The following is a 25,948-nucleotide window of genomic DNA, read 5'->3' on the forward strand; positions in this document are numbered from 1 at the left end:
CCGGACCGGAATCCGCCCGGCGGACGGGCCGCGGGTACAGCCATGTCGGCCCTCCCGAGGGGCGCCCAGCCGTCATCCGTGTGCGGCTTCGGCGTGTCCCTCGCGCGGGCCACAGGGTGGCCGCCGACCCCGTCAGACGGCCAGGGCGCCGCCGTCCACCGGCACTCCGGCGCCGGTGACGAAAGAGGACCGGTCGCTGCACAGCCAGGCGGCCACCTCAGCGATCTCCACCGGGTCGGCCAACCGCTGCTGGATGGCGCGAGCGACCGCGAGCTTCTCCAGTGCCGGGATCTCCAGGGCGGCCTGTTCGAGCAGTTCGGTACGGGTGCTGCCGACGACCAGGGCGTTGACCCGGATCCCGCAGTCTCCGTATTCGGCCGCCGCGGCCTTCGTCAGCCCGAGAACCGCGTGCTTGGCCGCGACGTACGGTGCCATGGCGCCGGTCGCGAACAGCCCGGCCGTGCTGGAGGTGTTCACGATCGCCCCGCCGGACTCCTGTCCGAGCATCACCGGAATCTGGCAGCGCAGGCAGTTCCACACTCCGCGCACGTTGACTTCCATGATCTTGTCGTAGTCGGTGTCCGCCATCTCGTGCAGCCGGGTCCCCGCCGAGCCCCATCCGGCGTTGTTGAAGGCCGCGTCCAGTCCGCCGAAGGCATCCACGGTGAGTGAGACGGCTCGTTCCACATCGTCGAGCCGCGTGACGTCACCGACGGCCACTACGGCGCGTCCACCGTCCGAGGCGATCTCCGCCGCGATCTGCAGGAGTCGGTCCTCCCGTCGCGCCATCAGCGTCACCGCCGCACCCTCGGCGGCCATTAAGCGGGCTGCCGCCGCGCCAATACCGCTCGACGCTCCTGTGATCATGATTCGCTTGCCGAGAAGCGTTCCTTGAACACGTGTGGTTACCGACATGCTTCCTCCCCGTCAGACAGCTCGTAGCGTCCAACGAGAAACATAAATCCCTTACTGTTTCGGGGAGTTGGCGCCCCCCGACGATGCCGGAAGCGCCCGGATTTTGACGTGCGTGCCCGGCGCAGGTGGCAACTGAGCGTGCACGCGCGTGGCTGAAAAAATCACTGCCGCGAACAGCGCCCGGCCCCCGCGCCCGTGACGCCGCGGCAGCGATCCGCCGGGCCGCCGGTGCCCGCCGGGATCAGGCCCTGGCGCGCTCCTCACCGAACCCCAGGCGCTTGACGGCGGAGGGCACGGCGATGGCCGGCAGAAGGCAGCGCCACATCTCCTCCACTCGCTCCGGGAGGTCCCCACGGTCGGGGCCCGACTCCATGTAGGCGTGCATCTGTGCACCGGTGCAGGCGTTGACCAGCAGGCGCGCCACGACCTCGGCATCGACGCCCGCACGGGTTTCGCGCTTCTTGGCCGCCTTCGACAGGGCCTCGGCAATGAGCGCGGTCCACTGCCGGTGAGTGTTCTCCTGGGGGTCGATGAACGCGTCCTGCTCCATGACCAGCCGGGCGCCGGCCATCAGCAGAGGGTCATCCATCACGCCGTATGCCCAGGTCAGCGTGAGGTCGATGGCCCGTTGCAGACCTTCGGAGTCGTTCGGCGGGGTGGCAAGGGTCGGCTGCGCACGTACGATCTCCCGCGCCACCGCCTCCTTGTTCTCGAAGTGGAAGTACATCGCCCCCAGCGTCAGCCCGGCGCGGTTGGCGATCTTCGTAACGCTCGCTCCCGCGAAACCCGACTCCGCGAACACCTCTGCCGCCGCTTGGACGAGGGCCGCCCGCGTGCGCTGGGCCCGCTCCTGTTTCAGAGGCCGATCCGTCATGCCCGACTCCCTTGAACTACCTCGACAAAAAAAAGATATCTCTCTATCTTATGGCACGCGGCACTGCCCGCGACAGGCAGTGCACGCGACAGCCCAGCACGACGTTCAAGGGGAGAACTCGTATGGCTATCACCACCGTTGATGCGTCCAGCGCCGCCGAGCAGGCCAACGCCAGTGCCCTCAGCGGGTACGTCCGCAAGTCCGAGTTAGCCGAGATACTCGTCACCGACTGGCACCACCCCACCAGCAGCGAGCAGGCCGTCACCCTGCGATGGCCGCGCACGCACCCGTTCTACACCGTGCACGAGCACTCCTACAGCCCGTTGCTGTTCAGCGAGAGCATGCGCCAGGCGCTGGCCCTCGTGTCCCACACCGCGTTCGACATCCCGCTCGATCACCGCCTGGGCTGGGAGTACCTCCGCTCCGCCGTCAATCCCGCGGCACTGCGGCACACCGGCAGCCCGGCCGTGGTCGAGCTGCGTCTGGTACACACTGCCGTCAACCGGCGCAAGCTCGGCTCCGTTTATCTGACCGTCCAGGTGGAGGCCTCGCGCGACGGGATGCACCTGGGCACCGCGGAGTTGCGCTACTCCACGCATCCGCCCGTCATCTACAACCGGCTGCGCGCCAACTACGCCGACGCGCAGCGGGCGTTCGCCCGTGCTCTGCCGCCGGTCCCCCCGATGTCGCCCGGCGAGGTCGGCCGCTCCGCGGCGGACGATGTCGTCCTGGCGGCAAGCGGCGATCCACGGCGCTGGCGGCTGCGGGTCGACACCGCGCACCCCGTTCTGTTCGACCACCCCCATGACCATCTGCCGGGGATGGTGCTGCTGGAGGCGGCCGGCCAGGCGGCTCAGGCCTGCGCGTCGCCACAGCGCGTCGTCGCCACGGGCTTCGACACCACGTTCTTCCGGTACGTCGAGCTGGACCGGCCCTGCTGGATCAGCGCCCTCCCCGGCGAGCCCGATGCGCTGGGCCGCAGCCGCGTCCATGTCGAGGGCCATCAGGCCAACCAGCCCGTCTTCTCCTGCCTCGTCACGACGGAGCCCGCCGAAGGCATGTGACGGCCCCACGGCCCACAGTCGCCCGCACGGCTCCATGGAACGCCCGACGGCTCCCAGGGCAGCCCGAAGTCCTCGCCGGACCGGACCGGCCGTAGCACCCGCCACCGAGAGCGGGCGCCCCGCTTGTGTCCCGCCGCGGCATCGCCGACTCGGGATGCGAAGGCAGCCGCAGGATTCCCCACGCAGAAGGGAGTTCACATGACCTAGCTCTCAATCAGCGGCCCCCTCAAGGGATTTGCCGCCCGGCGTGGAGTGGCGCTTGCCGTACCACTCCACGCCGTCTCGTCACGGCTCGGTACCGCAGCCGAACCGAAGGGCATGACCATTCCGGCCGACACTGTCTGGTCAAGAGCCCGCAAAGCACTGCCTCCCAGCAGCATGAAGCCGCATTGACGGCTCCGCTTGCCATTTTCTCGGAAAGGTGGCCCGCTCATAATGCCTCATGCCGCCGCGCGTTGTCAGCCCCTGCCCAAATCAGCGACGACGGCATCCACTCGATCCCGGGACGACACGGCTGCGACACCTCCAATTGCCCGGGAATCCCCTTACCGCCGCGTCCCGAGAACAGCCCAGGACGTACTGAGGACGGCATCACGACGAGCACAACCAAGTCCGTGGCTGCGGGCCGTGGCGTGGCTGCTGCGGTCCCGCCGCCACCCCAAGGGGAACTCCACGACCCTCCGACTTGCCGAGGACCTCGCTCAGCGCATGGACTACCGGCGGGGCATCGTCCTCTACGACCTGCGCGGCACCGCCCGTCGGCTGAATATGAGCGTGGCCACCGTCAAACGGCACACCGCCTATTTACGTGAACTCGGCACACTCGTATGGCTGATCCACGGCAGCAAACAAAATCTGCGGCTTCCTGGCCGAAAATACACCGCCACCGCAACGGTGTACGGAGCCGTCATCCCGCCCGAATACGACATGGTCCAGGGATACCGTCTGACAGGGTCGGGCTACGAGGCCCGGGTGACCGGAACCGTCCGGCACCATGGTAATGAGTCCGCAAAGGCCACCTCTTGGTGCCAGCGCCCACGGCCCGCCGGGCAGTCCCGTACTCACCGGCGTGCGCCCCATTCTCTGGTGGGTCACCCAAAGAGACAGAAAGCTGAGGCGAGTGGGGGGTTGAAAGACACGGAGTGCGAGCAGACCGGCACCCTCGGCCCGCGACGCTCCCCCCGCAGCAGCCCAGCCCTCCGACGCACCCCGGCTCAGGCAGCTCGCGACATTTCCGTCGCCCGGACCGTCAGACCGCTGGTCCCGTGGACGCAGACCGAGGGGCTGCGCCGCCTGGCCTTTTCGCTGCGCCCGTTGATCGACGAGGGGATGCCGGTCCACGACATCGCCGCACTGCTGCACGTGTGGCGTCCGGTACGGCGTCCCGACCGGCCCGCCGCCTATATCGTCCGCAGGCTCCGAAGCCGCATCCCCGACCGGCCCTTACCGGCCCACACCATCGCCCCGCACGCCAACACCGCCTGGCGGACCTGGCGTCAGAGCCGACAGGCGGTCGCCGCGCTGGACAGCCTCATCAAGTCGGCAAGACCGCGGGACAACACGGAGCGCCGGGCCGCCCGGACCGGGGCGCGATACGCCCCGCAACTCGTCCTCCAGCACATCGACGACTACGGCATCGACGATGCCATCGACCTGTACGGGGTGGAACTGACGGGCCGTTACTACGGGCTCATGGCCTCCGGCCACACACGATGGGGCAGCGTGTGACCCTCCACCCGGCCACTACGGCCAGACCTTCGCGGCCCCTCCCAGACCGCGGCGTTCGCCGACACCGAGGTCGAGAACCTCCTGGGCATCGACGGACCGACGAGACCGCCCTCTACCTGCCGAGCGCCGGTGTGCCGGCCACCCCCGAGGAGAACGGGACCGACGGCCTGAAGCAGCCGGTCGGGCTGACTGCGTTCCGCAGGAGCCACTTCCGAACCTGACGCGCGGGCCCCTAGGGCGGGCGGCACCTCCGGGGAGCACAACGGCCGCCTCTAGGGTGTGTGTCGCGATGGTCCCCCGATCGGCCCGGAGGTGCGGCGCCGTGCCCCTGCAGATGAAGTTGAGCGCGATCACACTCGACTGCCCCGATCCGCCAGCTCTGGCGGCGTTCTATCAGCAGGCCACCGGCCTCGAACCGCACCCGGAATCGAACGCCGACTTCGCCGGTCTCAACCGCGAGGACGGACTCTTCCTCGGCTTTCAACGGGTCGACGAATACCGGGCTCCCAGCTGGCCCGACCAGACCGTTCCCCAGCAACTTCACCTCTGCTTCAAGGTCGTGGACCTGGACGAGGCCGAGGCACGGCTGCTGGAGCTGGGCGCGGGCAAGCCGGATCACCGGCCGCACAAGGACAAGTGGCGGGTCCTCACCGACCCGAACGCTCTCAACTGACCATTCTGTTATCGACGGGTCGGCGGCAGCGTGAAGCCCCGCCCATCTGCACGGGGGGGGGGGGAGGCAGGCGGACGGGGCCGACTTGGGGGCGGCTTACTCTCCGCCGGGCTCTTCGCGCTGCGCTGGCTGGTCGTCGTACGTGATCGTGAGGTTCCCGAACTGGCCGCTGTTGATGATGTCACCAGAGTGACGGCTAGTGGCTTCGGTACAGCGGCGCCTTGCAGCCTGTCGGGCAGTGGGCCTTCACCTGTACCTCTGGAAGGCCCTTGCCGGGCTCCCGTACGGCTTCCTTGACCGTGATCACCAGCTCGGCGTTACAGTTCCGACAACGCTGGACCTCATCACCACTGTCCTTGACTGCCGCCTGGAGAATCCGATCAAGACTCGCGTCGTCATCCATTGAGGCTCCTCCGTGTATCCGGGGTACCAGCGGTAGCTACACACCATGCACGTCCACGCTCCGCCACCCGTGGAGGTGACGTTAGTGCTGCCGCAGTTTGGGCACGCCATTGTCGTACTCCTTCCGCTCGATCGAGCTATGGAATCCTGAACACGTGCTGACAGTCCTCGTATCTGATGAGGTTGGCTGCGGTCCTGATGCTCCTCGTGTTCTGGAAGCACTGACCACACGAAGTGAAGTACTCGTCAACCTCGATGTATCTCAGCCGAGTTGCCGGGAGGATGACGCCCTGCTGCTCCAAGAACTCCTTGATCACTGGAGTTGAAGCGGGGTCGAGATACTTGATTCCTGCCATGGCTCCTCATGGGTTGTGCTCGGCCTGTCCGGCCGTCTCCGCTTAACGGGGCGTGCGACCGGACGGGGTCTTGCCCGCCCCTGCCGAGCCCGAGCCATCGCAGGTGCACGTTGAGTGGGGCGCCTCGGCAGGGGCGGAGCCTGGCTTACAACGGGTCCCCGGCTGATTCGCGACAGTCAGCCGGGGCCCGTCGCTGGTGCCACCTACCGGCAAAGAGGCGCCGGGTCATGGGCAGCCCATACCGTGCCCCAGATGATCAAAGGGGCGCGGGGGTCTTAAAGGCGTCCGGTGTGCGGGTGCCCCCGAATGATCTCGGTGGCCTGCCGCACGCTCACAGCGCTCCCCTTCATGTGCGCCTCAGCCCTCTTGATGCTCGCCGCACGACAGATGCTGCACTCCGGCCGAGGGATGGGTTCGAGCTGTGGCACGTACACCGTGGGATTCACCTGTCAGCCGCCTTCGAAGTTCGTCCGTATGCCGTCCAGTACTTGCTCAGTTCTGCCGCCCTCACGGGCCTCAGGTCGCCGGGGTTGGCTGCCCACCTCTGGCCCCCTCCGATGGGTCGGAGCCAGTACACGCCTTCCACGGGCCCCAGCACGCGCCCCAGTCGGCCCGTGGCTTCATCCACCACGGCCGTTCCGGACTGCGGCTCATACGGGTGCTCCCCCGCCGTCACAGCTTCGCCCTGAGCCCGGCCTCGGCTGCGCGGAGCGTCTCGCTGGTCGGCGGGGCGAAGGTGCACGGAACCCAGTCCGGGGCCAATCGCCAAAAGCCTCCATCGGCTATGAGGGCGGACAGTTCCGCCACGTCGTCAGCCGGGGCCGCTGGAGCCGTCTCCTGATCGGACATGATCGCTCCTCTCCGTAGCGCTATCGCTACTGAGGAGGTTCAGCGTGAGCCACACCAGGGAAGACTTCAACTCGTTGGAAGAGAACGAAAGGATGGTGAACGGCCCTTGAACCGCAGGGAGTTGAACCCAGAGGCCTCACCCCAAGCTGCCTATGGGGCACGTTTGCGCAGCTTGCGGGAGGCACACGGCTGGACACAAGATGATCTTGCTGAACGTACGGAATATTCCAGTGTGCATATTTCGGCGGTCGAAGTTGCTCGGAAGCCTCCAACTCTCCGATTTTCGCGCAGTGCAGACCACGCGTTCGGCCTTGCGGGTACCGCTGACTCGTTTGAGCGCGAGTACCGTGAGATCAAGCACGGCAGCTTGTTGGAAGGGTTCCCGGAGTACGTCAAGTACGAGGGCCGGGCAGTAGAGATCCGACTGTTCGAAGTGGGAGTGATCCCGGGTCCGCTTCAGACACGTGAGTACGCGGCAGCCATTGAGACGAGCAACGTCAAGCGCGGCTCCATCACAGCCGAACAGGCTGCTGAGCGAGTTGACTTGGTGATAGAGCGGCAAGCTGCGCTTGTGCGACCTCAGTCACCATTGGTGCTTGCGGTGCTGGACGAAAGCTGCATCCGCCGACAGATCGGCGGACCTCAAGTCATGGACGCTCAGTTGGGGCGCTTGATCGAGTTCGCCAGCCAGCCGAGCACGTCCCTTCAAGTCGCCCCGTTCGACATGGGGGAACGAAGGCCGTTCAACCGGCTGGTGCACTTGCTGACGCTGGCAGATCTCTCCGTGGTCGCGTACGTCGAGTCCCAGACCCAGGGTTACCTAGACCGTGAGAGCGCTTCCGTGCTCCCACTGGTCAGGGCCTACCATCAACTACAGACAGAGGCGCCGTCGCAGGCAGAGACTGTTGCCATGATTAACCAGGTACGAAAGGGCATCTTGTGACATCCGAACCCCTCAACTGGATCAAGTCCTCATACAGTGGCAGCGGCGGATCTTGCGTCGAGTGGGCCCCCACGTACGCGGCAGCAACCGGCATCGTCCCCGTACGCGACAGCAAGAACCCCAACGGTCCTGCTCTCATGCTCTCTGAGGCAGCCTTCGCCGGGCTGGTGGAGTTCACGAAGCGGGCATAGTTCCCCTGCCGACAAGGCCCCGCCACTCGTCTTGAGCGGCGGGGCGCTTTGCTGGTTACGCGTCGTCGGCAAGCGTCCGGTACAGCGTCGCGCGGGACACCCTGAGCGCCTTGGCAACGGACGTGACGACGGTCGACCCCCAGCGTGTAAGCGACTTCACCCGCCGACAGACCAGTGCTGACGGGACGTCAGGAACGTGAAAGAGCCCCGTAGACAGTCCGGGAGGGATTCCCAGACCTCTACGGGGCTCATGTCATGCGGCTATGGCTAGGTGCTGGCAGCCGGACACTCCGAATCGTGTCCGGCTCGATAGTCGATTCGCTGTCTTAGTCGACCTCGCGCTGAGCGCGCTTGGCCAACATCTCTTCGAACGCGCTGGTCGCCCGTACCTCAGCGATTCCCATTCGCGCCCGATCGGTCGGTGTCAGACCCAAAGCAGCGGAAACATCCACCATGTGCTTTTCCAGCGTCGACAGCATGCCGACAATCGGGTTTGCGACCACACGGCCGGACGGGTTGACCAGCACCGGCCCGGAGGCGTCGAGATTGGACAGGAATTCAGCCCGCCGGTCGGCCATCTCGCAAAGGAGGGTCAGCGCCGGGAGGTCGGAGGGAGCGAGCCACAGAGAGGCGCGAGAAACGTCTTCCCACAGTGTGCGGCCGTCACAGTCAAGATGCTCCGGCGGTGGCTCCATAGCGGCGCGTAGGGGTGTCACGGACGCAAGCGTGGGGAGCGCTCGCTTACCAGGATTCCCTAGGCGGCGCTTCTGTTCGTCAGAACGCTAGTTCCGGAGCGTTCGGAGATCCGGCCGGGCATCCCTTCTGCATCGTCGGAGGCTGATTTCCCACCGGGACCCGGCGGGAGAGTTGAGCCACAAAGGCGTGGGCCGGGCCGACGGGCCCAGGGCGCCACGCCAAAGCAAGTCGCTGCCGCAGCCAGCCAGTTGGCGCTTCAGTGGACCAGTTGTTCCAGTTCCCTGCCGATTCCTTCCCGCAGAGCGTCATGCCGAGGGGCCAGGGCATGGCGTTCGTCCTGCCACCTGTCTCGGGGATAGAGCCAGACCGGCATGCCCACCAGATCAGCAGGCTCCCACTCGTAGCGCGGCCACACGTGCGCGTGCAGGAAGCCGTCGGTGTTGCCGAGGATCTCCAGGTTGACCCTCCGGAACGCCGGGTCGAGCCGACGGCAGGCGCGCTCGACGGCTTCGCCGAGCGCGTCCATGCCGGACAGGAAGGCCAGCCTTTTCGCCTTGGGGAGTTCGGACAGCCGCTGCACCTGCGGATCGTCCACCAGGAACACCGAGTAGCCCGGCAGGAACTGGACGTCCCCCATCACGGCGAACCCCGCTTCCAACTGCCGTATCACCGCAGGGTTTTCACCACGCAGAGCGCTTCCGATCCGGTCCGTACGCCAATCGTTCGTCATGGAGGAAACCTATGCGAGGGCGATCAAGCGGCTGTCCCTCCGGGGGGAGGAGGGGGGAGTCGGTGATCTCGGGCCGGGTGACCCGGGAGGCATCGCTCGCCTTCAGCCGCTCCAACGTCGTGGGGCGTGGCCGCCGGTGCGGTTCAGTACCCCGCCACCGTCGACGCCGGTGGGGTCCAGCGGTGGGTTCGGGGGAGCGTGGAGGGGATGTCGTACTCGTTCTTCAGGTGTTCGGGGATGGCGTAGTGCATGACGCGGCCGCGGGTCAGCGAGCTGAGTTCGAAGAGGGTGGTCAGGTGGCCCAGGCGGTCCAGTGCCCAGGCGCCGAGCGGTGACTTGTCCTCGATCGTCTCCAGGACGCCGAGCAGGGCGGGGGCCGCTTTGACGGCGGTGTCCCAGCGGGTGCGGGGCACTTGGAGCCAGTCGGCGCAGGTGTCGCCGATGAGGAAGCGGATGAGGGCGCTGACCAGGGGGTCGAAGAACGTGCCCGGGACCACCTCTTCGAAGAGGTCGATGAGCTGGCGGGTCAGGTGGGCGCCCTCTTCGGACGGTCCCATGTGGCGGGTCATGTACAGGTCGGAGAACTGGCGCGCCTGGTCGAGGTCCTGTGGCGCGTGGGCCTGGTCGATGCCGAGCATCGCGCCCACCACCCGCCAGGCGTAGAAGTAGGACTCGGCGCCTTCGGTGCTCATGTGGATGCCCAGCCGGTGGAGGGCGTCCAGGACCTGGATGGAGAACATCATCTGTCCGCCGATCATGTCCTCCTGGCAGATCGGCGTGCCCAGGTTCTCGGTGTCCCAGCGGTTCTCGCGGCGCAGGTGGTGGCGGATCGAGGCGTGCAGAAGGCGCACCTTCTGGGCGGCGGGGATGAAGCGGCTGCCGGCTTCGAAGGCGTCCGGTCGCATGAGGTAGACGGTGAACTGCCCGGTCTCCGCCATCCGCTTGGAGGGGTAGCTCAGCCCATGGGTCGTGGCGAGCAGTCTGGCCACATGGGGCACGACGTAGCAGGCGGGCATCGAGGCGAAGGAGAGGGCGGTGGAGATGTGCACGTTGTTGTCGATGAAGAACAGCCGGGCCTTCTCCATCTCGCTCCAGTCCACCCAGGAGGGCGGGGCGCCGGTTTCGTGGAGGTAGGCGCGGGCCACCTCCGGCAGCCCGTCGGGCAGTTCCTGGCCCACGGTGGAGACGTAGCGCATGAGGGTGTTGAACGTGCCCACCTCACCGCGTTCGAACAGGGTCGCCACGGTGGCGTCGGCCAGCTCGTCGCCCGCCTGCCGCAGCGCCTGAAGGTTCTGCTCGGTGTAGGCCATCGGGGCTCCTCGCGGTGAAGGGTGTGACCAGGGGTGGCGAAGGGTGTGATCAGTGGTGGCGGACGGTGGCCGTCCGGGCCAGGTCGGCCAGCGCGCGGGCGGCTTCGCGGGGCAGGTCCGTGTGGTCCAGGACGGCCGCGGCGAGCCGGATCCGCTCCGTGATCATGGACTCGATACGGGCCGGGGCACCGGCGCCGTGCATGATCTCCCGCACCCGCCGCAGCCCGTCCTCCTGGAGCACGCGCGTGCCCAACAGCTCTGCGAGCTCCCGGCGTTCGTCCGGCGGGGCGTTGTGCCAGGTGTACGCCAGGAGCGCGGTGGGCCGGTGTGCGGTGATGTCGTCGGCGTTCGCCTTCCCGGTCCGGGCCGGGTCGCCGAACAGCCCGAGCAGGTCGTCCCGCAGCTGGAACGCCTCGCCCAGCGGCAGCCCGTACTCGGAGTAGGCCGCCCGTAGTTCGCGGGAGGCACCGGCCAGGGCGCCGCCGATGTGCAGCGGATGCTCCACGGTGTACTTGGCCGTCTTGTAGCGGATCACCTTCAAGGAGGTGTACGGGTCCGGACGCCCGCCGGTGTGCAGGATCTCCAGGCACTCCCCCGCGACCAGTTCGCGGGCCAGCACCGCCCACAGCGGGCGGGCCCGCGAGAGGTAGGCCGCGGGCAGGCCGCTGGTCGTGAACAGCTGGCCGGCCCAGGACATCAACAGGTCGCCCACCAGCATGGCCAGGGACCGGGCGGCGGTCTTCGGGTCCGGGCTGCCGGCCGTGGCGGAGCGCAGCGCGATGTGGGCGGTGGGCAGGCCGTGGCGTACGGCGCTGTTGTCGATGAGGTCGTCGTGTACGACGGCCGCGGCGTGCACGAGTTCCATCGCGGCCGCCGCGCGCAGGAGGGCGTCGCTGTCCGGCTGCCCGGCCGCGCGCCATCCCCAGTAGCAGAAGGCCGCCCTGAGCCGTTTGCCGTGGGCGGTGGCGACGTGGAGCTGTTCGGCCAGCGCGGCCAAGTCGGCGTCGATGTCGAGCAGTTCGTCGATTTCGCGTTGGACGAAGGGGCGCAGTACGTCGTCCACCCGGCGCTTGAACGCCGCCTGGCCGGTGGTGTCCGTGACCGCCGGGGTCACCGCGCCGCCTGCCCGGTGGTGTTGGTGATCGCCGGGGTCAGCGACGTCCGTGCGGCGGCCTGCCCGTCGCCGTCGGACATCGCGCCACCTTCCCGGTGCCGTCGGCTCATCGCCGGGGTCACCGCGCCGCCTGTCCGGTGGTGTCAGGCATCGTCACCGCGCCGGGCGACCGTGTGTCGGGCGAGCACCTCCAGATGTGCGGGCGGGATCGTGGCACAGCGGTCCAGGGCGAGCCGCCCGCGGGCCCTGAGGTCCCGCTGCCCCTCCTCGGCCAACTCGGCGACGTCCGCACGGCCCAGCAGCCCGCGCACCTCCCCCACCGCACTGCTCACGGCGCTCACCGCGAGATCGGCCAGCCCCGCCACCAGCAGTACCGCGTCGCTGGGCCGGGCCCCGCGCGCCGGTCCGCTCTCGTACGTCACGCCGTCCTCCCCTTCGGCCACCAGCCGTCGGACAGCACGGTGACCGGCTGCCAGGCACGGGGCCGGTGGCCCACCCCCGGTCCCTGCACCGAGCCTGACCCTGGTTCGGCACGGGCACGTCGGAGATCACCTTTCGGGTGACGCACCGGACTGGCGTGCCAACCGTGCGGTGCCGCCGGGGCGTTGTCCCGCGATCAGCCGCGTTCGAGGTCGTAGTCGTCGTGGAAGCGCGGCCGAGGCCCTAAATGCCCCGGGACAGGGTGAAGCGGGCGGGCGCTGAGCGGATCAATCCAGCCGCTGTTGCGTTGTTTCCCGAGGCGGGACTCGGCACTACAACAGGCCGATGTTGGTGAGTGGGATGTTCCAGTCGTTGCTTTCGACATGGCCAGGGCCGTCCTGAGCCGCGGCCGGTACCGCGAACAGCATCAGCCCGGCGACGACAACGGCCAAGACGGCGACGACATGACGCTTCACAGTTCCTCCTCGACGACGATGCGGACCACCCTGCTCCGGGCCTGCGGCCCTCGCCCGCCGGGGCATGACCGCTGCATGCCCCGGTGCGTACGCGAAGCGGGGCATGCAGCAACTGTCGAGACCGGCATGGGTCTATGGGGTGCCGTTCCACCTGGCCACGGCGTTGGCCTGCGCGGTGGCCACCGCAGTACCCGCCGTGGCCACAGCATTGGCCTGCGAGCCGGCCACCGCAGTGGCCTGTGGAGAAGCGGCGTTGTAGCCGTCGGCGAAGCTGACGCCGGCACCGAGGGCGGACAGCCCCGTGACCGCTGCGACTACGACGGCAGCGCGCTGAAACTTGCGCATGGTTTGGCCCTTTCTTACCGGGGCGTGAAGCCCTGGGTTGACTGCTCAGCATGAAGATATATATAAGAATTGCGGCAATTTGGGACCTTTGACCCTCCATGCTTCGTGTCGGCTCATGGCGAGGCACCTTTAGCGGTGCCTGGGAACCCCCGTTCAGGGCAGGTGGGTTGGTGGTCCCTGCATGGGGTGGAGGCCGAGATGGCCGTGCGGCGGCTCGGAGATCCGACGGATCCGTCCGACGCGGAGTGGGCGGTGTTGGCGCCGCTCGTGCCGCCGCCGAAGGAGGCTGGGCACGCTCCTGCCGCACCGCGCGGCAAGATCCCCGCCCTGAACGGGGTTTCTCAGACACCCACTAGAGCGCCCGCCGGTAGCGGAGTTCGGTGAGGGTGGTCGCGTCGTAGGCATCGTCCTGAGCGCCGCCGTCGGCCTCGTAACCGGCGCGTTCGTAGAAGCGACGGGCGTTCTCGTTCTCGCTGAGGACCCACAGGGCGGAGCTCTGGAAGGGCTCGGCTGCCATGCGGGCATGGGTTTCGCTCAGGAGGGTTCGGCCGATGCCCTGGCCGATGAGTTCCGGCCGGATGTACAAGGCGTAGACCTCGGCCGCTCGTTCGAGGCCGGGCGCCTGGCCCCGGTACGGGCCGAAGCTGATCCAGCCCACGGGCAGGCCCGCGTCGACGGCCAGCAGATCCGTCGACTTCCGGCGTGGATTCGAGAACCACTCGCGCCGCTCACGAGCATCGTGCTCCACCGTCATGGCGTTCAGGTACGCCTCGGGAACGATCCCGGCGTACGCGGACTGCCAGCCCGCCACGCGGATCGCCGAGACGGCCTCGATGTCGGCTTCGTTCATCTCCCGGACCTGCACCATCGCGCCACCGTACGGCCGTCGACGCGTCAGGAAGAACTCCTGCCTGTCTGACGCCCGCCGGATCTCAGCCTCTGGTCGCCGTCAGCTGGAAGAGCCGAGCCGTGTGCATGTAGGGCGCACGCGCGGTGGTGGCGAGTTCCAGTCGTTCCAGGTCGGCGTAGAAAGCCGGGTCGTGCTTTCGTGCGTCGTCGGTGATGTAGTCGCAGAAGCTGCGGATGCCGTAGTGCCGCACGTCCTGGCAGCCGAGGTTTCGCAGGACGGGGATGATGTCCTCGGCGGCGTGGAGCGTCAGCGCCGAGTTGAACGTCTGCGTCCGGGCCTGGTCGGTGTCGAGCGCGGCCAGGGCGGCCGCGGGGTCCATCTCGCGGACGGCGACGTTCAGGGCCGCCGAGTGCCGGTTGGCGGCCATCACCGAGAACAGCCCGCCGCGCTTCAGCGGGGCGAGGACCGCGGCGAGGATACCCGGCACATCGTCCACGTACTGGAGGAGGTTGTGGCACAGGACCACGTCGAACTCTCCGGCGGCGAGGTCGGCGGGCAGCGAGGTCACATCGGCCCGCACACAGGTGATCAGCTCCGTCAGGCCGCCCGCCGAGGCCCGTTCGGTCGCGGCCGCGAGCATCTCGGATGCGTAGTCGACGATGGTGACGTGGTGCCCCCGGGCCGCCAGCCGCATGGCGTCGCCGCCGTCGCCGCCGGCCACGTCGAGTACCCGCAACGGCCCGCCGTCCAGGCCGTCGAGATGACGGGCCAGGTTGGCCTCGGCGATCGCGTAGCGCAGCCGGCCCCAGGGCGCCTCCTGCCACTCCTGCCAGGCGGCCATCGCGGTGTCGAACTTCTCGGGAGCTTCAGGCATCCGGTCACGATAGCCCGAACAAGATCTTGAACGGAGCGGACGGCTCGGCGGCGCGAGCGGGCGCGAGGCAGCCTTTTCGGGGGCGGCGAGGTCATTCCGCCCATGCCTTCATATCGACAACTTGGGCGCGTTTTGTGGCCGTTGACCTGCGGAGATGTGATCACCCCCCGGCGAGCCTGCGTACCCGAAGCGGTACTAGGGTGCTCGCCGCACTCGACTCCAGGGAGAACGTTGAAGACCGCCGCAGGCTCACCGACCATCCGTATGGCACCTCTGAAGGTCGCGGCCTTCCGGCGGTTCGTGCTCGCCAATCTGATCTCCGCCACCGGGTCCGCGATGGCCCCGCTCGCGCTGGCCTACTCCGTCATCGGCGCGGGAGGGGGCGCGGGATCCCTCGGCCTGGTGCTCGCCACGAACACCGTGCCCACGATCGTCTTCCTGCTCGCGGGCGGGGTCCTCGCGGACCGTCTTTCCCGCAGCCGGATCCTCTTCCTCGGCAACCTGCTCGCCGCCGCCGCTCAGGGCACGCTGGCCGCGACCGTCGCCACCGGACACGCGTCGACCACCTCCATCGCCGTGTGCGGCTTCGCCTCGGGAATCGCGGTCGCCCTCACTGTGCCCGCCGCTCAGGGCGCCGTGAGCCAGATCGTTCCGGCCGAGCACCTCCAGCAGGCCAACGTCCTGCTGCGGCTGCCGAGCAACGCGGTCAAGGTGCTCGGGCCCGTGGTCGGCGGACTCGTCGTCGCCTTCAGCGGGCCCGCCTGGGCGCTGGCCTGGGACGCGCTGACCTTCGCCGTCGCGGCCCTGCTGCTCCTCGGTCTCCGCCTGGACGCCCCCCTCGCCGTCAGCAGCGCCCTGGCCGACCTGCGGGCGGGATGGACCGGCTTCTGGTCGCGCACCTGGCTGTGGACGTACACGGCCGCCGGAACCGTCCTGGTCGCCGCGTGGCTGGCCGGCTACCAACTCCTGGGGCCCGTCATCGCCGCGCAGCGGTACGGGGGCGCACGTGACTGGGGGCTGGTTCAGGCGGCCTTCGCGGCGGGTCTGCTGGCCGGAACGCTGGTGTGCCTGCGCTGGAAGCCGCACCACCTGCTGGCGGTGTCGGTCGCGACGGGCTTCACCCTCACGCTCCCCCTGGCCGCGATGGCGTGGGGCATGCCGCTCGTCCTCGTGCTGCTCGCCGCCCTGTTCGCGGGGATGGGGGTCGACGTCTCGATCGTGACGTGGAGCACCGCTTTCCAACAGCACGTACCTCAGGCCGAGTTGGGCCGTATGAGCGCGTTCAACAGCATCGGCGAACGCCTCGCCATTCCCCTCGGCTACCTCATCACCGCCGTCGCGGCCGACGCCTGGGACAGCCGGGTGGTGCTGATGGTGTGTGCGGGCTTGATCGCCGTCGCCGCCGCGGCCAACCTCTGTGTGCCGGAGGTGTACCGCGTCAACCGGCTCCCCAGAGGCGACCACGCCGGGCTCGCGGAGTGACCCCGTTCGGCATGGGCGAGTCATGTCAGTGGCCAGGGGCCGGGCGAGGTCGAACCCGGCCGGCCCCGCCCCGTGTGCCACCACCGCCGGAGGCGCAGCGAGGTCAGACGCGGTCTGCCGCGATCAGGAGGTATTGGAAGGAGCCGTCCTCGTAGGAGTTGAGGAAGGCTTCTTCGATGCCGGTGACCAGGGAGGAGGTGGCCCGCAGCTGCCAGTACGGCGTGGTCGCGGCGGTCAGGTCGATGACGGCTTGCGGTACGAGACGGTTGTTGGCCATGGCGCGCATGTACTCCCGGCGGGAGTGGATGTTGCATTCGAAGTGGGCGTTGATCTGGGAGACCCATTTCGAGGGCTGGCCGTAACGCGGGTTCCAGCAGCCGGTGATGGTCACGTAGCGGCCGCCGACCGCGAGGACGCGGGAGTGCTCGGCGAAGAGGTCGTCGAGGTCGACGTACATGCTCGACTCGTTGTTCCACGAAGCCGCTGCCCGCCCGGTCTCGAAGGGCGTGTCGAGCATGTTGCACACGCGGGCGTGGACGTGGTCGTCGATGCCGAGTTCGTGGGCGCGCCGGTTGGCGAACTCGGCCTGCTTGGCCGACAGGGTGACCCCCTCGACCTTGCAGCCGAATCGCTGGTGGGCCATGACCATCGACCCGCCCCGCCCGCAGCCGGCGTCCATGAGCGTGTCATCACGCCCGATGGAGCCGAGGTGGTCCAACAGGACTTCGGCCTGCGCCGACTCCAGGCGGTGGAGCTCGGCGATCAGTTTCTTCTCGTACTCGCTGTCCTCGGCGTTCCCGAGGGCGGCGTGGTCGACGTCGCCGATGCCGTAGTGGTGGTGGTAGAGCCCGTCGACGTCGCCCAGACGCAGGTTCACGGGCCTGGCCTCCTGGTCCCAGTAACGGGCGATGTCCCCCTGGTAGGGCGACACCGGGGCGGGGATGAAGGCGGAGGTGTTGGTGGTGAGCTCGGTGGTCACAGAGAGGTCCGTTCTTTACCAGAAATCGGGCAGGCTGTATCGATAGGTGTTGGTCTGGTGCCAGTAGTGGTTGCCGTCGACCCATACGGCCACGCCCCGAAGGAAGCGCAGCACGCTCGGGACGGGGCAGGCGGCCGCCACGGCGGCAGCTTCGGCTTCGAAGTCGTGCATGAGGTGGTTGTGGACCTCGACCGCCTTCAGATAGGCGTCCCGGTCGGACATGCCCTCACGTTCGCCGATCACCACCGGCAGGTTCAGGTGCCGGCCGGGGCTGTTGAGTTCCTTGGTGTACGAGTACAGGTCGTTGACGATGGTGGTGGCGTTGCCGGCGAGGGCGATGACGCGCTGCACGGCGGGCCGGGCATGCAGGTCTGCCGGCAGTTCGTAGCCGCCGACGGTGTCGGTGATGGTGGGGCAGGGGCGGAAGTTGTTGAACTGGCGCATCGCCAGGTACTCCCACACCTCGGGAACGTGGTCCGTCTCGGCCCACGCGGCCTCGGCGAGATACCCCAGGTGCAGACGGGCCATGTCGTGCCGGAACCGGTCGGCCTGGGAGGGAGCGGCGTGCTGGAGGAAGTACTCCATGGCGGAGCGGTAGGCGCGCCGGGGGGCGTCCGACTGGAGCGAGGCCGCCCACTGCGGCTCGTACTCACTCGTGGTGTGCAGCGGGTCGAGGGCCGTGTGCGCCAGCAGGAGTCGGCTGCCGAGACCGATGGGTGAGCCCCCGTGGTCCTCGCAGTAGCAGTCATCGACCGCGTTCTCGGCGACCATCAGCCGTGCGGCGATCATCAGGTGGTCGACGGTGGGAGCGTCGGGATGGCAGGCGACCATGTAGCGGCCTACGGAGAAGCCGTCGAACTGGTCCTCCCACTCCGGGGGGTAGGCCTGGACCTCGTCCACCGCCCATGCCTTGATCCTGCGGCTGACCTCTTCCACCCGCGCCGGGTCGGGCTCCGGTACCGGATGGTGGTAGAGGCCCGGGATCGCGGTGCCCTCCACCGGTGGCCCAGGAGCGGGGGACGGATCGCGCCGGCCCGGCCGCAGGCCGGCCGTGCCCAGGCCGGTGGGGCCGCGCAGGATCCGTTCCAGGGCCGGGCCCAGTTGCCTCGCCGGTGCAGTGCCCTCCCGCACGTGCCGCGCGATCAGGTCACCACGTGGGCCGATGTCGGGTACGGACGTGGCTGCGGGAACGGCCTCTGCCGCCGGGACGGGGACGCGGGGCGGGCCGGGCAGGGCGGGCCGGGCCCCGGCTTCGACGCCGGAGGGATGGGTGCGGGCCTGAAGACGGGCCGCGACGGCTGACTGGCTCGACAGCGCGGGGGCAGAACCAGGCTCGGGCATCCGTAGCTCCTGAGATGAGGTGAAGTGGGGCAGGGCGGTCTGCCCCGAACCCCGGGCATGGCCTCCCGGGACGACAGGCCGTTTCGGCTCCTAGTCGCGCCTGCTGGCGATCTGGACGTTCTCCAGCACGCCGAGCGCATCGGGCACCAGGACGGCGGCGGAGTAGTAGGTGGAGACCAGGTACGAGGTGATCGCCTGCTCGCTGATGCCCATGAAGCGCACCGACAGCCCCGGCTCGTGCTCCTCCGGCAGGCCGGTCTGGTACAGGCCGATGACGCCCTGGCTGTCCTCGCCGGTTCGCATCGCAAGGATCGAACTGGTCCCCTCCTCGCTGATGGGAATCTTGTCGCAGGGCAGGATCGGGACGCCGCGCCACGCCGGGACCCGGTGCCCGTCGAGATCGACTTGGCCCGGGTGGATCCCGCGGGCGTTGAACTCGCGCCCGATCGCCGCGATCGTCCTGGGGTGGGCGAGGAACAGCTTCGTGCCGCGGCGCCGGCACAGGAGTTCGTCGAGGTCGTCCGGGGCGGGCGGCCCCGAGCTCGTCTGAAACCGCTGCTTGAAGGCGACGTTGTGGAGCAGCCCGAACTCCCGGTTGTTGATCAGCTCGTGCTCCTGGCGCTCGCGCAGCGCCTCGATGGTGAGCCTGAGCTGCTCCTCGGTCTGGTCCATCGGCCCGTTGTAGAGATCGGCGACCCTGGTGTGGACCCGCAGAACCGTCTGCGCGACGGAGAGTTCGTACTCGCGCGGGTGGAGTTCGTAGTCGACGAAGGCGCCCGGCAGCCGGGCTTCGCCGGCGTGACCGGCCGACATCCCGATCACGGCCTCGCCATGGCGGTTCTGCCGCTGGAGACGAAGCGAGCTGTAGTGCTCGATGTGGGCCCGCAGGCTCGGCGCCCTGGACAGCACGTCGCCGAAGTCGGCGCGGGACAGCGCGAGCAGGGTGCCGGCCGTCTCGGCGGTGGCGGTGCAGTCCCACGTGGCGTCGGCGTCCAAGAGGGTGTCCCCACCGAAGTGGTGACCGCCGGCGAGCAGGGCGACGGCCGCCTCGTCACCGTACTGACCGACGGAGGTCTGGCTGATCCGGCCGTGGGCGATCAGGTGGACCTGCCCGGCGGGGGCGCCACGCTCGACCAGCACATCGCCGGCTCGGAAGTCGCGCTGGACGCAACGGTCGGCGAGCGCGGCCAGCACCTCGACGTCCTCGAAGCCGCGCAGCAGGGCCAGTTCGCCGAGTTCACGGGGGATCACCCGGACGTGGGCACCGTCCTGGACGAATTCGATGCGCCCGTCGCCGACGGCATACGTGAGTCGGCGGTTCACCCGGTAGGCACCGCCCTTGGCCTCCACCCAGGGGAGCATCCGCAGCAGCCAGCGAGAGGTGATCTCCTGCATCTGCGGGGCGGACTTGGCCGTGGTGGCAAGGTTGCGGGCGGCCGCGGTGCCCAGACTGTTCTGCCGAGGTGGCGCCGGCTGCGCTTCCGGGGTGGTCTCAAGGGTCATCCGCCGGGCTCTCCTTGGCGAGGGGTGATCGGAGTACGCCGGCCAACCGACGAAGGAGAACCGAGAGCGGATCTCCGGAATCCGCCCAGCTCTCCGGGACCAGTAATAGGGCCGCTGCCGTCGGCTCACGCCAAGATCCGGTCGGTATTACCTCGATGCAGTGCACTTGCCCCGCATCAGGTTTGTCAGGACGACCGAAAGCATTCGATTCACGTACGAGCGAGTTGCGTCAGGTGAGGAACATCGCCTCGCCGAGACAGCAGTGGACCCCCTCCTCAAGGAAGGGGGCCCACTTTTGATGGTCAATCAGTTATTGATGACGCTGTCTGCCCAGGGCGAGCATCGTCCCGGCCGTGGACGGTGACATGCCGGCCGCCGGTTTCCCGGGGCCGGTGCACGGTGATCGTCGCTTCGGTCATGCTCCCAGCGTGATCCGGACGCCGATCGTCCGCATGCCGGGCCCACTGTGCTCGGCGCCGCTCCCACGTGTGGCCGGCTGCCGGAAGCGGGCATCTGCGCAAGCACTCCTCCGCTCGGACGGCCAACGGGGCGGGTCCCATCCTCGCCGACGCCGATGGCCTGGGAGCAGGCGGCTGCAGCGCGGCAAGGCGGGACCCGGAGGGCTGCGTTGTCGCCCTGTTGCCCCTCGGCCGCGACCGGTCCGGCTCTGCGGCGGATCGGATCGGCCGCAGATATTGACGCGTCCTCATCAGGGTTCTACCGTTCCAGAGTTCACATCCACACTCGTCGTTCATGGTTCTGAACATCTATGCGGAGAAGCCCCCCATGCGCATACGCACACTGTTCACACCCCTGGCCATCGCGACCGCCGCCACCAGCCTGGCCTGTGCGGCGCCCGCCTCGTCGGCCGCACCAGCCGTCCCGCACCCCGCCGTACAGACCGCGCGACAGACCGCGCCCGGCGGCGCCTTCGACCTGTCGGTGTGGGAGCTCCAGGAACCCGTGGGCTCGCCCGGCTCGCCGACCACGATCCCCTCGTCCCGGCTTCAGGGCGCCAACGGGTTCCAGGACTCGTACTTCTACACCGACAGCCACGACGGAGCGATGACGTTCTGGGCACCCGAGAAGGGCGTCACCACACCCAACTCCAACTACGCCCGCTCCGAACTGCGCGAGATGAACCGCGACGGCAGCGCCGCGGACTGGTCGCTCCAGGGCACCCACCGCCTCGCCGCGACACTGCGCGTGGTGTCGGTGACCTCCCATGTGTGTGTCGGGCAGATCCACCTCGGTACGGGTGGCTCGTCCACCAAGCCGCTCGTGGAGCTGTACTACGACTCCAACGGCGACATCTCCCTCGGCACCGAGAACTCGCCCTCGGGCGGCCAGACACGACACGCCGTGGGCCATGTGCCGGTCGGCACAACATGGAGCTACACGATCGGCGTCTCGGGCGGGCACACCCTCGACCTGACGGTCAACGGAAGCACCACCCACTACCCGATCCCGTCCTCCTTCGACGCCTACCAGCAGTACTTCAAGGCCGGCTCCTACAACCAGTCGTCCTCCAACAGCACCACCAAGGGCGCCCGCGTCGCCTTCTACAAGCTCATCGTCTCGCACAGCTGAGCCGACCGGCCCGCCCGGAAGCACCTGGCAGATCGAGGGAGGCGCGCCGGCCTCGCCGCGATGACTACTCACTCCATTGTCGGAGTGGTCGCGGCGGTCCACAGGCGACCGGAGTGGTCGCGTAAGGGCCGTCCATGTCCAGAGGGATACCGGCCTTGACCACCGTCGGGAATGGTCCGTCTGTCCCCCGCTCCGGCGCATGCGCCCGGTCGCTCCGGAAGCTTGTGGGCCAGCCGTGGTTCGGGGGCTCTGCGCCCAACGCGCGGACGTGTTACCGCAGTTGGGGGCTGGGTGGGGCGCGGCCCGTGCGGTATCGGGAGGGTGGCGGGTGGGGCCCCTGGGGCGCGGAGGTTGTGGGCGCGGCCGGGTGGGCGGGCGGCCGGGCCATATGGCCAGAAAGAAAGTTCTCGCTCCGGCCGGGGCCGTGCTTGGCTGGCACGTCGGTAGTTCCACGCACCGTATATCTCACGGCGAGGAGTGACCCAGATGGCCGAAGTCACCAAGATGAACAACCCGACACCCACCGCGTCTTCACGGCCCTGCGGGTTCGTGTCGACCGACAAGGGCAATGCGCCGACGATCACCCCGCTTCCCAAGGCGGAGTCGGTTCCCACCGCGAAGGCGGAGGAGACGAGCGCGCGGGCCTGAGCTCGTCGCCGCTCCTGTTCCCGGGGCCTGTCGTCACAGGGTCGGTCTGAGCACGCTGTCTTCCCGGTGGCGGTGGGTCCCGGTTTTCCCGTACCACGACGGGCCCCTCGTTCGCTCCTTCTCCTTGAGGCTTCCCGCCGCACACCGTGAAACTCCCAGGAGGAAGCACGCCGATGTCCACCCCGGTTTATCAGTCCTCCCGCTACGTACGGACCCTGCGCTCAGCGAACGACCGCGACTTCTCGCGTTTCGGCGGCCGCCTGGAGAACTTCGACGACGATCGCACCATCGCCTTCCACTCCCTGTTCGGCAACGCCCGGCTGGTGGACCGCGACACGATCGACCTGCTGCGTACGGCCTCCGAGGGGCTGCCCCTGGAGAAGCTGTGGGAGCGCGCCGACAAGGAGACCGTGGAGAGCCTCATCGAGGCCAAGTATTTGGTGGCGGCGGGCTACGACGAGGCGGCGGAGATCGACGCGCTGCTGTCCACGCGCGGCGAGGCGCTCAGCACGGGCGTCTTCCACTCCTCGATCCAGCTGGTCCTCACCAACGCGTGCAACTTCAGCTGTCAGGGCTGTTTCGCTTACAACTTCGACGGCGGCGTCGAGGAACGCAACCACTCCGGCGAGTCCGTCAAGCCCGGCCCCGTCCTGGTCGAGCTGCGCGCGACGCGCGGCGACACCGGACCGACCCTGGCCAAGGGCGACTGGAACGAGGGCACCGACGGCGGCCGCAACCCTTCGATGCACATGTCGGCCGAGGTCGCCGAGAAGACCCTGCGGGAGGCCGTCGCGCTGCGCAAGGCCAACGGCGGCGGCGAGCTCACCGTGTCGTTCTTCGGCGGCGAGCCGACGCTGGCGCGCGGCACCATCCTGCACATCCTGCGCACCTTCGGTGAGTCCTACGACGGCGTCAGCCTCTCGTACGACATGACCAGCAACGGCTCGCGGATCGACGCCGAGCTGCTCGCGGCGCTCGCCGAGCACCAGGTCTCCACCACCGTCTCGATCGACTACCTCGTCCCCGAGACCGGGGAGTTCCGCGGCGGGCAGCAGCAGCGCACCGCCTGGCCCGTGGTCCGCAAGGCGATCCTCGACATGAAGGCGGCCGGTGTCCCGGTCAGCATCACGACGGTGCTGTCGCAGTACACCTGGGACAAGTGGGGCACCCCGCTGATCGACTTCGTCGCCGAGGCGGGCCTGGACTCCCTGGACGTCATCGTCTCCTTCCAGGCGAACGAGTTCTTCCAGCAGCACAGTCCGCACGACGTGGCCCAGCGGCTGCTCTCGGCCGTCGACTACGGTCGCGAGCGCGGGGTGCAGCTGAGCGGTTACTGGTACCAGACGTTCCAGATGATCGCCGACGAGCAGAAGTGGGCCGCCCAGGCGGACTACAAGACCTGCCCGGCCGTCGGCCGGCAGCTGTCCATCGAGCCCAACGGCAGCGTCTTCGCCTGCAAGGCGACCGCGCGCAAGCTCGGCTCGATCGACGACTGGCGCGGCATCTTCAACTCCCCCGGCTACCGCGACTACGGCATGCGCGCCTACACCAACGGGCCCGGCTGCCAGGGCTGCGAGCTCCAGGGCACCTGCTCGGGCGGTTCGGCCGGAGCGCTGGAGGAGGAGAACGGGTCGATCCAGGTCATGTCACCGGGGTACTGCGCCTACATGCGGGAAACCGTGCAGGGACTGCTCGAACGGCACCACGCCCAGGTCGTCTCCGCCGTTTGAGGCCGTTGAGAGGGAGCTGCACCCTATGCCGACGATCGGTCTGAACTTCGGACACGACGGTGGCGCCGCCCTGGCCGAGGCCGCCGGCGTCCACGTCATCGAGGCCGAACGCCAGGTGGGACTCCGCCATGTGTGCGGCGGCAACAAGACGTTCGCCCAGGAGGTCGGCGGCTGGATCGGCACGCTGTTCGCGCGGGCCGGCGGCCCGGTCACCGGCATCGCCGTGTCCGACTGGTACACCCCGGCCTGCCAGATCCTGCCCGGCCAGCTCACCGAACTGGTCGGGCAGGACATCACCTGGAGCAGGCCGGGCAAGGCGCTGGCGACGTCGGTCCTGCGCCCGTTGAAGTCCGTGGAGTGGGCGCTCACCGGTGCCACCCGCTCGGTGCCCGTCACCGCGGTGCGCCACCACTACGCGCACGCCGCCCTCGCCTACTACACCTCCGGCGAGTCCAAGGCGCTCACCCTGGCCCTGGACGGCACCGGCAACTACGCCGAGTGCGGCATGGTCTGCCTCGGCGACGGGGACGACCTGGTCCCCGTCCGGTCGTTCGACAACCGCACCGGCCCGCGCTTCGGCCTGCTGTACGAGGCGCTGGCCCGGCGCGTCCACGGCGGCCAGTTCGACACCGGCAAGCTCCTCGGTCTCGCCGCCACCGGCGAGGTCGACCCGGATCTGCTGCCGGTGGTGCGGGCCATGATGATCGGGGAGCGGTCCCGGTGCACCGACGCGCTGTTCGCGCCGCTCGGCGCCACCGCGCCCGTCGGCAGCGCGCTGCGCTACGCGGACAACTGGTTCGAGTACGACGAGGAGGCCGGCGGCTATCTCGACGGGCTGCTCGCCGACGCCACCGACGACGACGTGGTGCACTCCTACGGCGGGATCTTCCCCGACGAGATCCGCGCCGCGTCCGGTCGCCGCTTCGTGGTCGGCAAGAGCCCCGAGGACGCGGTCTGCCGCGATCTGGCCGCGACCGTGCAGGCGGCCGTGGAGCAGGACCTGCTGCATCTGGTCACGGCGCTGCGCGAGCGTTATCCCGAGTACCGGGTGCTGTGCTACGCGGGCGGCTGCGCCCTGAACATCCTCGCCAACTCCCGCCTGGCACAAGCCGAGTTGTTCGACCGCATCCACATCCCGACCTGCTGCGACGACTCGGGCATCGCGCTGGGCGCCGCCCTGGCGCTCGCGAACGCCGACGACCGGCCCCGCCGCGCGGCGGACGCCGAGCCCGCCTACGCGGGCCCCGCGCTCATCACCACCACCGCCGACACCCGTCATCGCCGTGAAGTCCTGGCGAGCGAGGCCGAGTTCATCGACCGCGTCGCCGAACTGCTGGCCTCCCGGCACTGCGTGGCCTGGCTGGAGGGCGGCATGGAGACCGGCCCGCGCGCCCTGGGCCACCGCTCGCTCCTCATCTCCCCACACTGGCCCGGCGCGCGCAAGCACGTCTCGCAGGCCATCAAGCACCGCGAGTGGTTCCGCCCGGTGTCCCCGCTGTGCCCGGTGGAGGTGGCCGGCCAGTACTTCAGCGGTCCGCTCGACCAGACCGACCGGATGCTCTTCGCCGTACGGGTGCGCCCCGAGCGCGCCGAGGAGCTGACCGAGGTCCGGCACATCGACGGCACCGCCCGCCTGCAGACGGTGACCCGGGCCGAACACCCGCTGCTGCACCGGCTGTGCCTCGCCCTTCAGCCCCGTACCGGACTGCCGGTCGTCATCAACACCAGCGCCAACGCCGGCGGGCGCCCGATCCTCAACAGCCTCGACGAGGCACTGGCCCTGCTCGACAGCACCCCGCTGGACGCGGTCGTACTCGCCGACGAGCGCACCGTCATCCACTCCTGACCCCGCCCGGCGTACGCGC

Annotated in this window: 26 protein-coding genes; 10 read left to right on the plus strand and 16 right to left on the minus strand. The window is 68.9% G+C overall.

Annotation, left to right across the window (positions count from 1 at the left end; all coding sequences use genetic code 11):
- Positions 1 to 132: 132 nt before the first annotated feature.
- Together ACIQ8J_RS24220 and ACIQ8J_RS24225 are read right to left on the minus strand one after the other, a co-directional pair.
- The gene (locus ACIQ8J_RS24220; RefSeq protein WP_403274345.1) at positions 133 to 867 is read right to left on the minus strand and encodes an SDR family oxidoreductase; all 735 of its coding nucleotides are present in this window, start codon (positions 865 to 867) and stop codon (positions 133 to 135) included.
- A 289-nt stretch (positions 868 to 1,156) separates the two neighbouring features.
- On the minus strand, positions 1,157 to 1,789 hold the full coding sequence (locus ACIQ8J_RS24225) for a ScbR family autoregulator-binding transcription factor (RefSeq protein ID WP_403274343.1): 633 nt from the start codon (positions 1,787 to 1,789) through the stop codon (positions 1,157 to 1,159).
- A gap of 122 nt (positions 1,790 to 1,911) precedes the next feature.
- Here ACIQ8J_RS24225 and ACIQ8J_RS24230 point away from each other — a divergent pair, with 122 nt between their 5' ends.
- From ACIQ8J_RS24230 to ACIQ8J_RS24240, 3 genes are all read left to right on the plus strand, one after another.
- The gene (locus tag ACIQ8J_RS24230; protein ID WP_403274342.1) at positions 1,912 to 2,853 is read left to right on the plus strand and encodes a ScbA/BarX family gamma-butyrolactone biosynthesis protein; all 942 of its coding nucleotides are present in this window, start codon (positions 1,912 to 1,914) and stop codon (positions 2,851 to 2,853) included.
- A gap of 1,128 nt (positions 2,854 to 3,981) precedes the next feature.
- Positions 3,982 to 4,581, plus strand: a complete 600-nt coding sequence (locus ACIQ8J_RS24235) for a hypothetical protein (RefSeq protein WP_403274340.1) — start codon at positions 3,982 to 3,984, stop codon at positions 4,579 to 4,581.
- A 322-nt stretch (positions 4,582 to 4,903) separates the two neighbouring features.
- Entirely contained in the window at positions 4,904 to 5,254 is a 351-nt protein-coding gene (locus ACIQ8J_RS24240) for a VOC family protein (protein WP_403274338.1), read from the plus strand.
- Between the two features lie 196 nt (positions 5,255 to 5,450).
- On the opposite strand, the gene ACIQ8J_RS24245 is transcribed toward ACIQ8J_RS24240, so the two are convergent.
- Together ACIQ8J_RS24245 and ACIQ8J_RS24250 are read right to left on the minus strand one after the other, a co-directional pair.
- Complete coding sequence (locus ACIQ8J_RS24245) at positions 5,451 to 5,657, minus strand: hypothetical protein (RefSeq protein WP_403274337.1); 207 nt, start codon at positions 5,655 to 5,657, stop codon at positions 5,451 to 5,453.
- 136 nt (positions 5,658 to 5,793) lie between these two features.
- The gene (locus tag ACIQ8J_RS24250) at positions 5,794 to 6,012 is read right to left on the minus strand and encodes a hypothetical protein (protein WP_403274336.1); all 219 of its coding nucleotides are present in this window, start codon (positions 6,010 to 6,012) and stop codon (positions 5,794 to 5,796) included.
- 955 nt (positions 6,013 to 6,967) lie between these two features.
- On the opposite strand from ACIQ8J_RS24250, the gene ACIQ8J_RS24255 reads away from it, so the two are divergent.
- Positions 6,968 to 7,804, plus strand: a complete 837-nt coding sequence (locus ACIQ8J_RS24255) for a helix-turn-helix domain-containing protein (protein ID WP_403274334.1) — start codon at positions 6,968 to 6,970, stop codon at positions 7,802 to 7,804.
- Positions 7,801 to 7,995, plus strand: a complete 195-nt coding sequence (locus ACIQ8J_RS24260) for a DUF397 domain-containing protein (protein WP_403274333.1) — start codon at positions 7,801 to 7,803, stop codon at positions 7,993 to 7,995. Before ACIQ8J_RS24255 ends, ACIQ8J_RS24260 begins: the two co-directional genes overlap by 4 nt.
- Positions 7,996 to 8,321: 326 nt before the next feature.
- Here ACIQ8J_RS24260 and ACIQ8J_RS24265 read toward each other — a convergent pair whose 3' ends face one another.
- From ACIQ8J_RS24265 to ACIQ8J_RS24305, 9 genes are all read right to left on the minus strand, one after another.
- Complete coding sequence (locus ACIQ8J_RS24265) at positions 8,322 to 8,690, minus strand: phage terminase small subunit P27 family (protein ID WP_403274400.1); 369 nt, start codon at positions 8,688 to 8,690, stop codon at positions 8,322 to 8,324.
- 257 nt (positions 8,691 to 8,947) lie between these two features.
- Entirely contained in the window at positions 8,948 to 9,421 is a 474-nt protein-coding gene (locus tag ACIQ8J_RS24270) for an HIT family protein (protein WP_403274332.1), read from the minus strand.
- A gap of 143 nt (positions 9,422 to 9,564) precedes the next feature.
- Positions 9,565 to 10,731 carry an oxygenase MpaB family protein gene (locus ACIQ8J_RS24275; RefSeq protein ID WP_403274331.1) on the minus strand — a complete coding sequence of 389 codons (1,167 nt, stop codon included), beginning with the start codon at positions 10,729 to 10,731 and terminating at the stop codon, positions 9,565 to 9,567.
- Between the two features lie 49 nt (positions 10,732 to 10,780).
- Positions 10,781 to 11,845, minus strand: coding sequence for a polyprenyl synthetase family protein (locus tag ACIQ8J_RS24280; RefSeq protein ID WP_403274330.1), 1,065 nt, complete (start codon positions 11,843 to 11,845; stop codon positions 10,781 to 10,783).
- 143 nt (positions 11,846 to 11,988) lie between these two features.
- The gene (locus ACIQ8J_RS24285; protein WP_403274329.1) at positions 11,989 to 12,267 is read right to left on the minus strand and encodes a polyprenyl synthetase; all 279 of its coding nucleotides are present in this window, start codon (positions 12,265 to 12,267) and stop codon (positions 11,989 to 11,991) included.
- 330 nt (positions 12,268 to 12,597) lie between these two features.
- Positions 12,598 to 12,741 carry a hypothetical protein gene (locus ACIQ8J_RS24290; protein ID WP_403274328.1) on the minus strand — a complete coding sequence of 48 codons (144 nt, stop codon included), beginning with the start codon at positions 12,739 to 12,741 and terminating at the stop codon, positions 12,598 to 12,600.
- A 132-nt stretch (positions 12,742 to 12,873) separates the two neighbouring features.
- Entirely contained in the window at positions 12,874 to 13,086 is a 213-nt protein-coding gene (locus ACIQ8J_RS24295) for a hypothetical protein (protein WP_403274327.1), read from the minus strand.
- 352 nt (positions 13,087 to 13,438) lie between these two features.
- Entirely contained in the window at positions 13,439 to 13,954 is a 516-nt protein-coding gene (locus tag ACIQ8J_RS24300; RefSeq protein ID WP_403274326.1) for a GNAT family N-acetyltransferase, read from the minus strand.
- A 64-nt stretch (positions 13,955 to 14,018) separates the two neighbouring features.
- Positions 14,019 to 14,810 (minus strand): methyltransferase domain-containing protein, encoded by a 792-nt coding sequence (locus ACIQ8J_RS24305; protein WP_403274325.1) that lies wholly within the window; start codon positions 14,808 to 14,810, stop codon positions 14,019 to 14,021.
- Between the two features lie 264 nt (positions 14,811 to 15,074).
- Here ACIQ8J_RS24305 and ACIQ8J_RS24310 point away from each other — a divergent pair, with 264 nt between their 5' ends.
- Complete coding sequence (locus tag ACIQ8J_RS24310; protein WP_403274323.1) at positions 15,075 to 16,292, plus strand: MFS transporter; 1,218 nt, start codon at positions 15,075 to 15,077, stop codon at positions 16,290 to 16,292.
- A gap of 103 nt (positions 16,293 to 16,395) precedes the next feature.
- On the opposite strand, the gene ACIQ8J_RS24315 is transcribed toward ACIQ8J_RS24310, so the two are convergent.
- The 3 genes from ACIQ8J_RS24315 to ACIQ8J_RS24325 all read right to left on the minus strand — a co-directional run bounded on the left by ACIQ8J_RS24315 (position 16,396) and on the right by ACIQ8J_RS24325 (position 20,115).
- Positions 16,396 to 17,271, minus strand: coding sequence for a geranyl diphosphate 2-C-methyltransferase (locus ACIQ8J_RS24315; protein ID WP_403274320.1), 876 nt, complete (start codon positions 17,269 to 17,271; stop codon positions 16,396 to 16,398).
- A 15-nt stretch (positions 17,272 to 17,286) separates the two neighbouring features.
- Positions 17,287 to 18,612 (minus strand): family 2 encapsulin nanocompartment cargo protein terpene cyclase, encoded by a 1,326-nt coding sequence (locus tag ACIQ8J_RS24320; RefSeq protein ID WP_403274318.1) that lies wholly within the window; start codon positions 18,610 to 18,612, stop codon positions 17,287 to 17,289.
- 90 nt (positions 18,613 to 18,702) lie between these two features.
- Positions 18,703 to 20,115: a family 2B encapsulin nanocompartment shell protein gene (locus tag ACIQ8J_RS24325; RefSeq protein WP_403274316.1), complete on the minus strand. Its 1,413-nt coding sequence runs from the start codon at positions 20,113 to 20,115 to the stop codon at positions 18,703 to 18,705.
- A 786-nt stretch (positions 20,116 to 20,901) separates the two neighbouring features.
- Here ACIQ8J_RS24325 and ACIQ8J_RS24330 point away from each other — a divergent pair.
- The 4 genes from ACIQ8J_RS24330 (at position 20,902) to ACIQ8J_RS24345 (ending at position 25,929) form a co-directional block, all read left to right on the plus strand.
- Positions 20,902 to 21,705: a polysaccharide lyase family 7 protein gene (locus ACIQ8J_RS24330; RefSeq protein WP_403274314.1), complete on the plus strand. Its 804-nt coding sequence runs from the start codon at positions 20,902 to 20,904 to the stop codon at positions 21,703 to 21,705.
- Between the two features lie 486 nt (positions 21,706 to 22,191).
- The gene (locus ACIQ8J_RS24335) at positions 22,192 to 22,353 is read left to right on the plus strand and encodes a hypothetical protein (RefSeq protein WP_403274313.1); all 162 of its coding nucleotides are present in this window, start codon (positions 22,192 to 22,194) and stop codon (positions 22,351 to 22,353) included.
- Positions 22,354 to 22,526: 173 nt separating this feature from the next.
- Entirely contained in the window at positions 22,527 to 24,083 is a 1,557-nt protein-coding gene (locus ACIQ8J_RS24340; protein WP_403274311.1) for a radical SAM protein, read from the plus strand.
- Positions 24,084 to 24,108: 25 nt separating this feature from the next.
- Positions 24,109 to 25,929 (plus strand): carbamoyltransferase C-terminal domain-containing protein, encoded by a 1,821-nt coding sequence (locus ACIQ8J_RS24345; RefSeq protein WP_403274310.1) that lies wholly within the window; start codon positions 24,109 to 24,111, stop codon positions 25,927 to 25,929.
- The last annotated feature ends 19 nt before the right edge of the window (positions 25,930 to 25,948 follow it).

The sequence above is a fragment of the Streptomyces sp. NPDC094147 genome (genome assembly GCF_044764265.1).
GTDB lineage: Bacteria > Actinomycetota > Actinomycetes > Streptomycetales > Streptomycetaceae > Streptomyces.

Excerpts from the sequence above, each read along its gene's own strand:
- ACIQ8J_RS24220 (WP_403274345.1), bottom strand. The coding sequence starts at position 867 with ATGATCACAGGAGCGTCGAGCGGTATTGGCGCGGCGGCAGCCCGCTTA.
- ACIQ8J_RS24225 (WP_403274343.1), bottom strand. The coding sequence starts at position 1,789 with ATGACGGATCGGCCTCTGAAACAGGAGCGGGCCCAGCGCACGCGGGCG.
- ACIQ8J_RS24230 (WP_403274342.1), top strand. The coding sequence starts at position 1,912 with ATGGCTATCACCACCGTTGATGCGTCCAGCGCCGCCGAGCAGGCCAAC.
- ACIQ8J_RS24245 (WP_403274337.1), bottom strand. The coding sequence starts at position 5,657 with ATGGATGACGACGCGAGTCTTGATCGGATTCTCCAGGCGGCAGTCAAG.
- ACIQ8J_RS24250 (WP_403274336.1), bottom strand. The coding sequence starts at position 6,012 with ATGGCAGGAATCAAGTATCTCGACCCCGCTTCAACTCCAGTGATCAAG.
- ACIQ8J_RS24265 (WP_403274400.1), bottom strand. The coding sequence starts at position 8,690 with ATGGAGCCACCGCCGGAGCATCTTGACTGTGACGGCCGCACACTGTGG.
- ACIQ8J_RS24270 (WP_403274332.1), bottom strand. The coding sequence starts at position 9,421 with ATGACGAACGATTGGCGTACGGACCGGATCGGAAGCGCTCTGCGTGGT.
- ACIQ8J_RS24275 (WP_403274331.1), bottom strand. The coding sequence starts at position 10,731 with ATGGCCTACACCGAGCAGAACCTTCAGGCGCTGCGGCAGGCGGGCGAC.
- ACIQ8J_RS24295 (WP_403274327.1), bottom strand. The coding sequence starts at position 13,086 with ATGCGCAAGTTTCAGCGCGCTGCCGTCGTAGTCGCAGCGGTCACGGGG.
- ACIQ8J_RS24300 (WP_403274326.1), bottom strand. The coding sequence starts at position 13,954 with ATGGTGCAGGTCCGGGAGATGAACGAAGCCGACATCGAGGCCGTCTCG.
- ACIQ8J_RS24305 (WP_403274325.1), bottom strand. The coding sequence starts at position 14,810 with ATGCCTGAAGCTCCCGAGAAGTTCGACACCGCGATGGCCGCCTGGCAG.
- ACIQ8J_RS24310 (WP_403274323.1), top strand. The coding sequence starts at position 15,075 with ATGGCACCTCTGAAGGTCGCGGCCTTCCGGCGGTTCGTGCTCGCCAAT.
- ACIQ8J_RS24320 (WP_403274318.1), bottom strand. The coding sequence starts at position 18,612 with ATGCCCGAGCCTGGTTCTGCCCCCGCGCTGTCGAGCCAGTCAGCCGTC.
- ACIQ8J_RS24325 (WP_403274316.1), bottom strand. The coding sequence starts at position 20,115 with ATGACCCTTGAGACCACCCCGGAAGCGCAGCCGGCGCCACCTCGGCAG.
- ACIQ8J_RS24330 (WP_403274314.1), top strand. The coding sequence starts at position 20,902 with ATGCGCATACGCACACTGTTCACACCCCTGGCCATCGCGACCGCCGCC.
- ACIQ8J_RS24335 (WP_403274313.1), top strand. The coding sequence starts at position 22,192 with ATGGCCGAAGTCACCAAGATGAACAACCCGACACCCACCGCGTCTTCA.
- ACIQ8J_RS24340 (WP_403274311.1), top strand. The coding sequence starts at position 22,527 with ATGTCCACCCCGGTTTATCAGTCCTCCCGCTACGTACGGACCCTGCGC.
- ACIQ8J_RS24345 (WP_403274310.1), top strand. The coding sequence starts at position 24,109 with ATGCCGACGATCGGTCTGAACTTCGGACACGACGGTGGCGCCGCCCTG.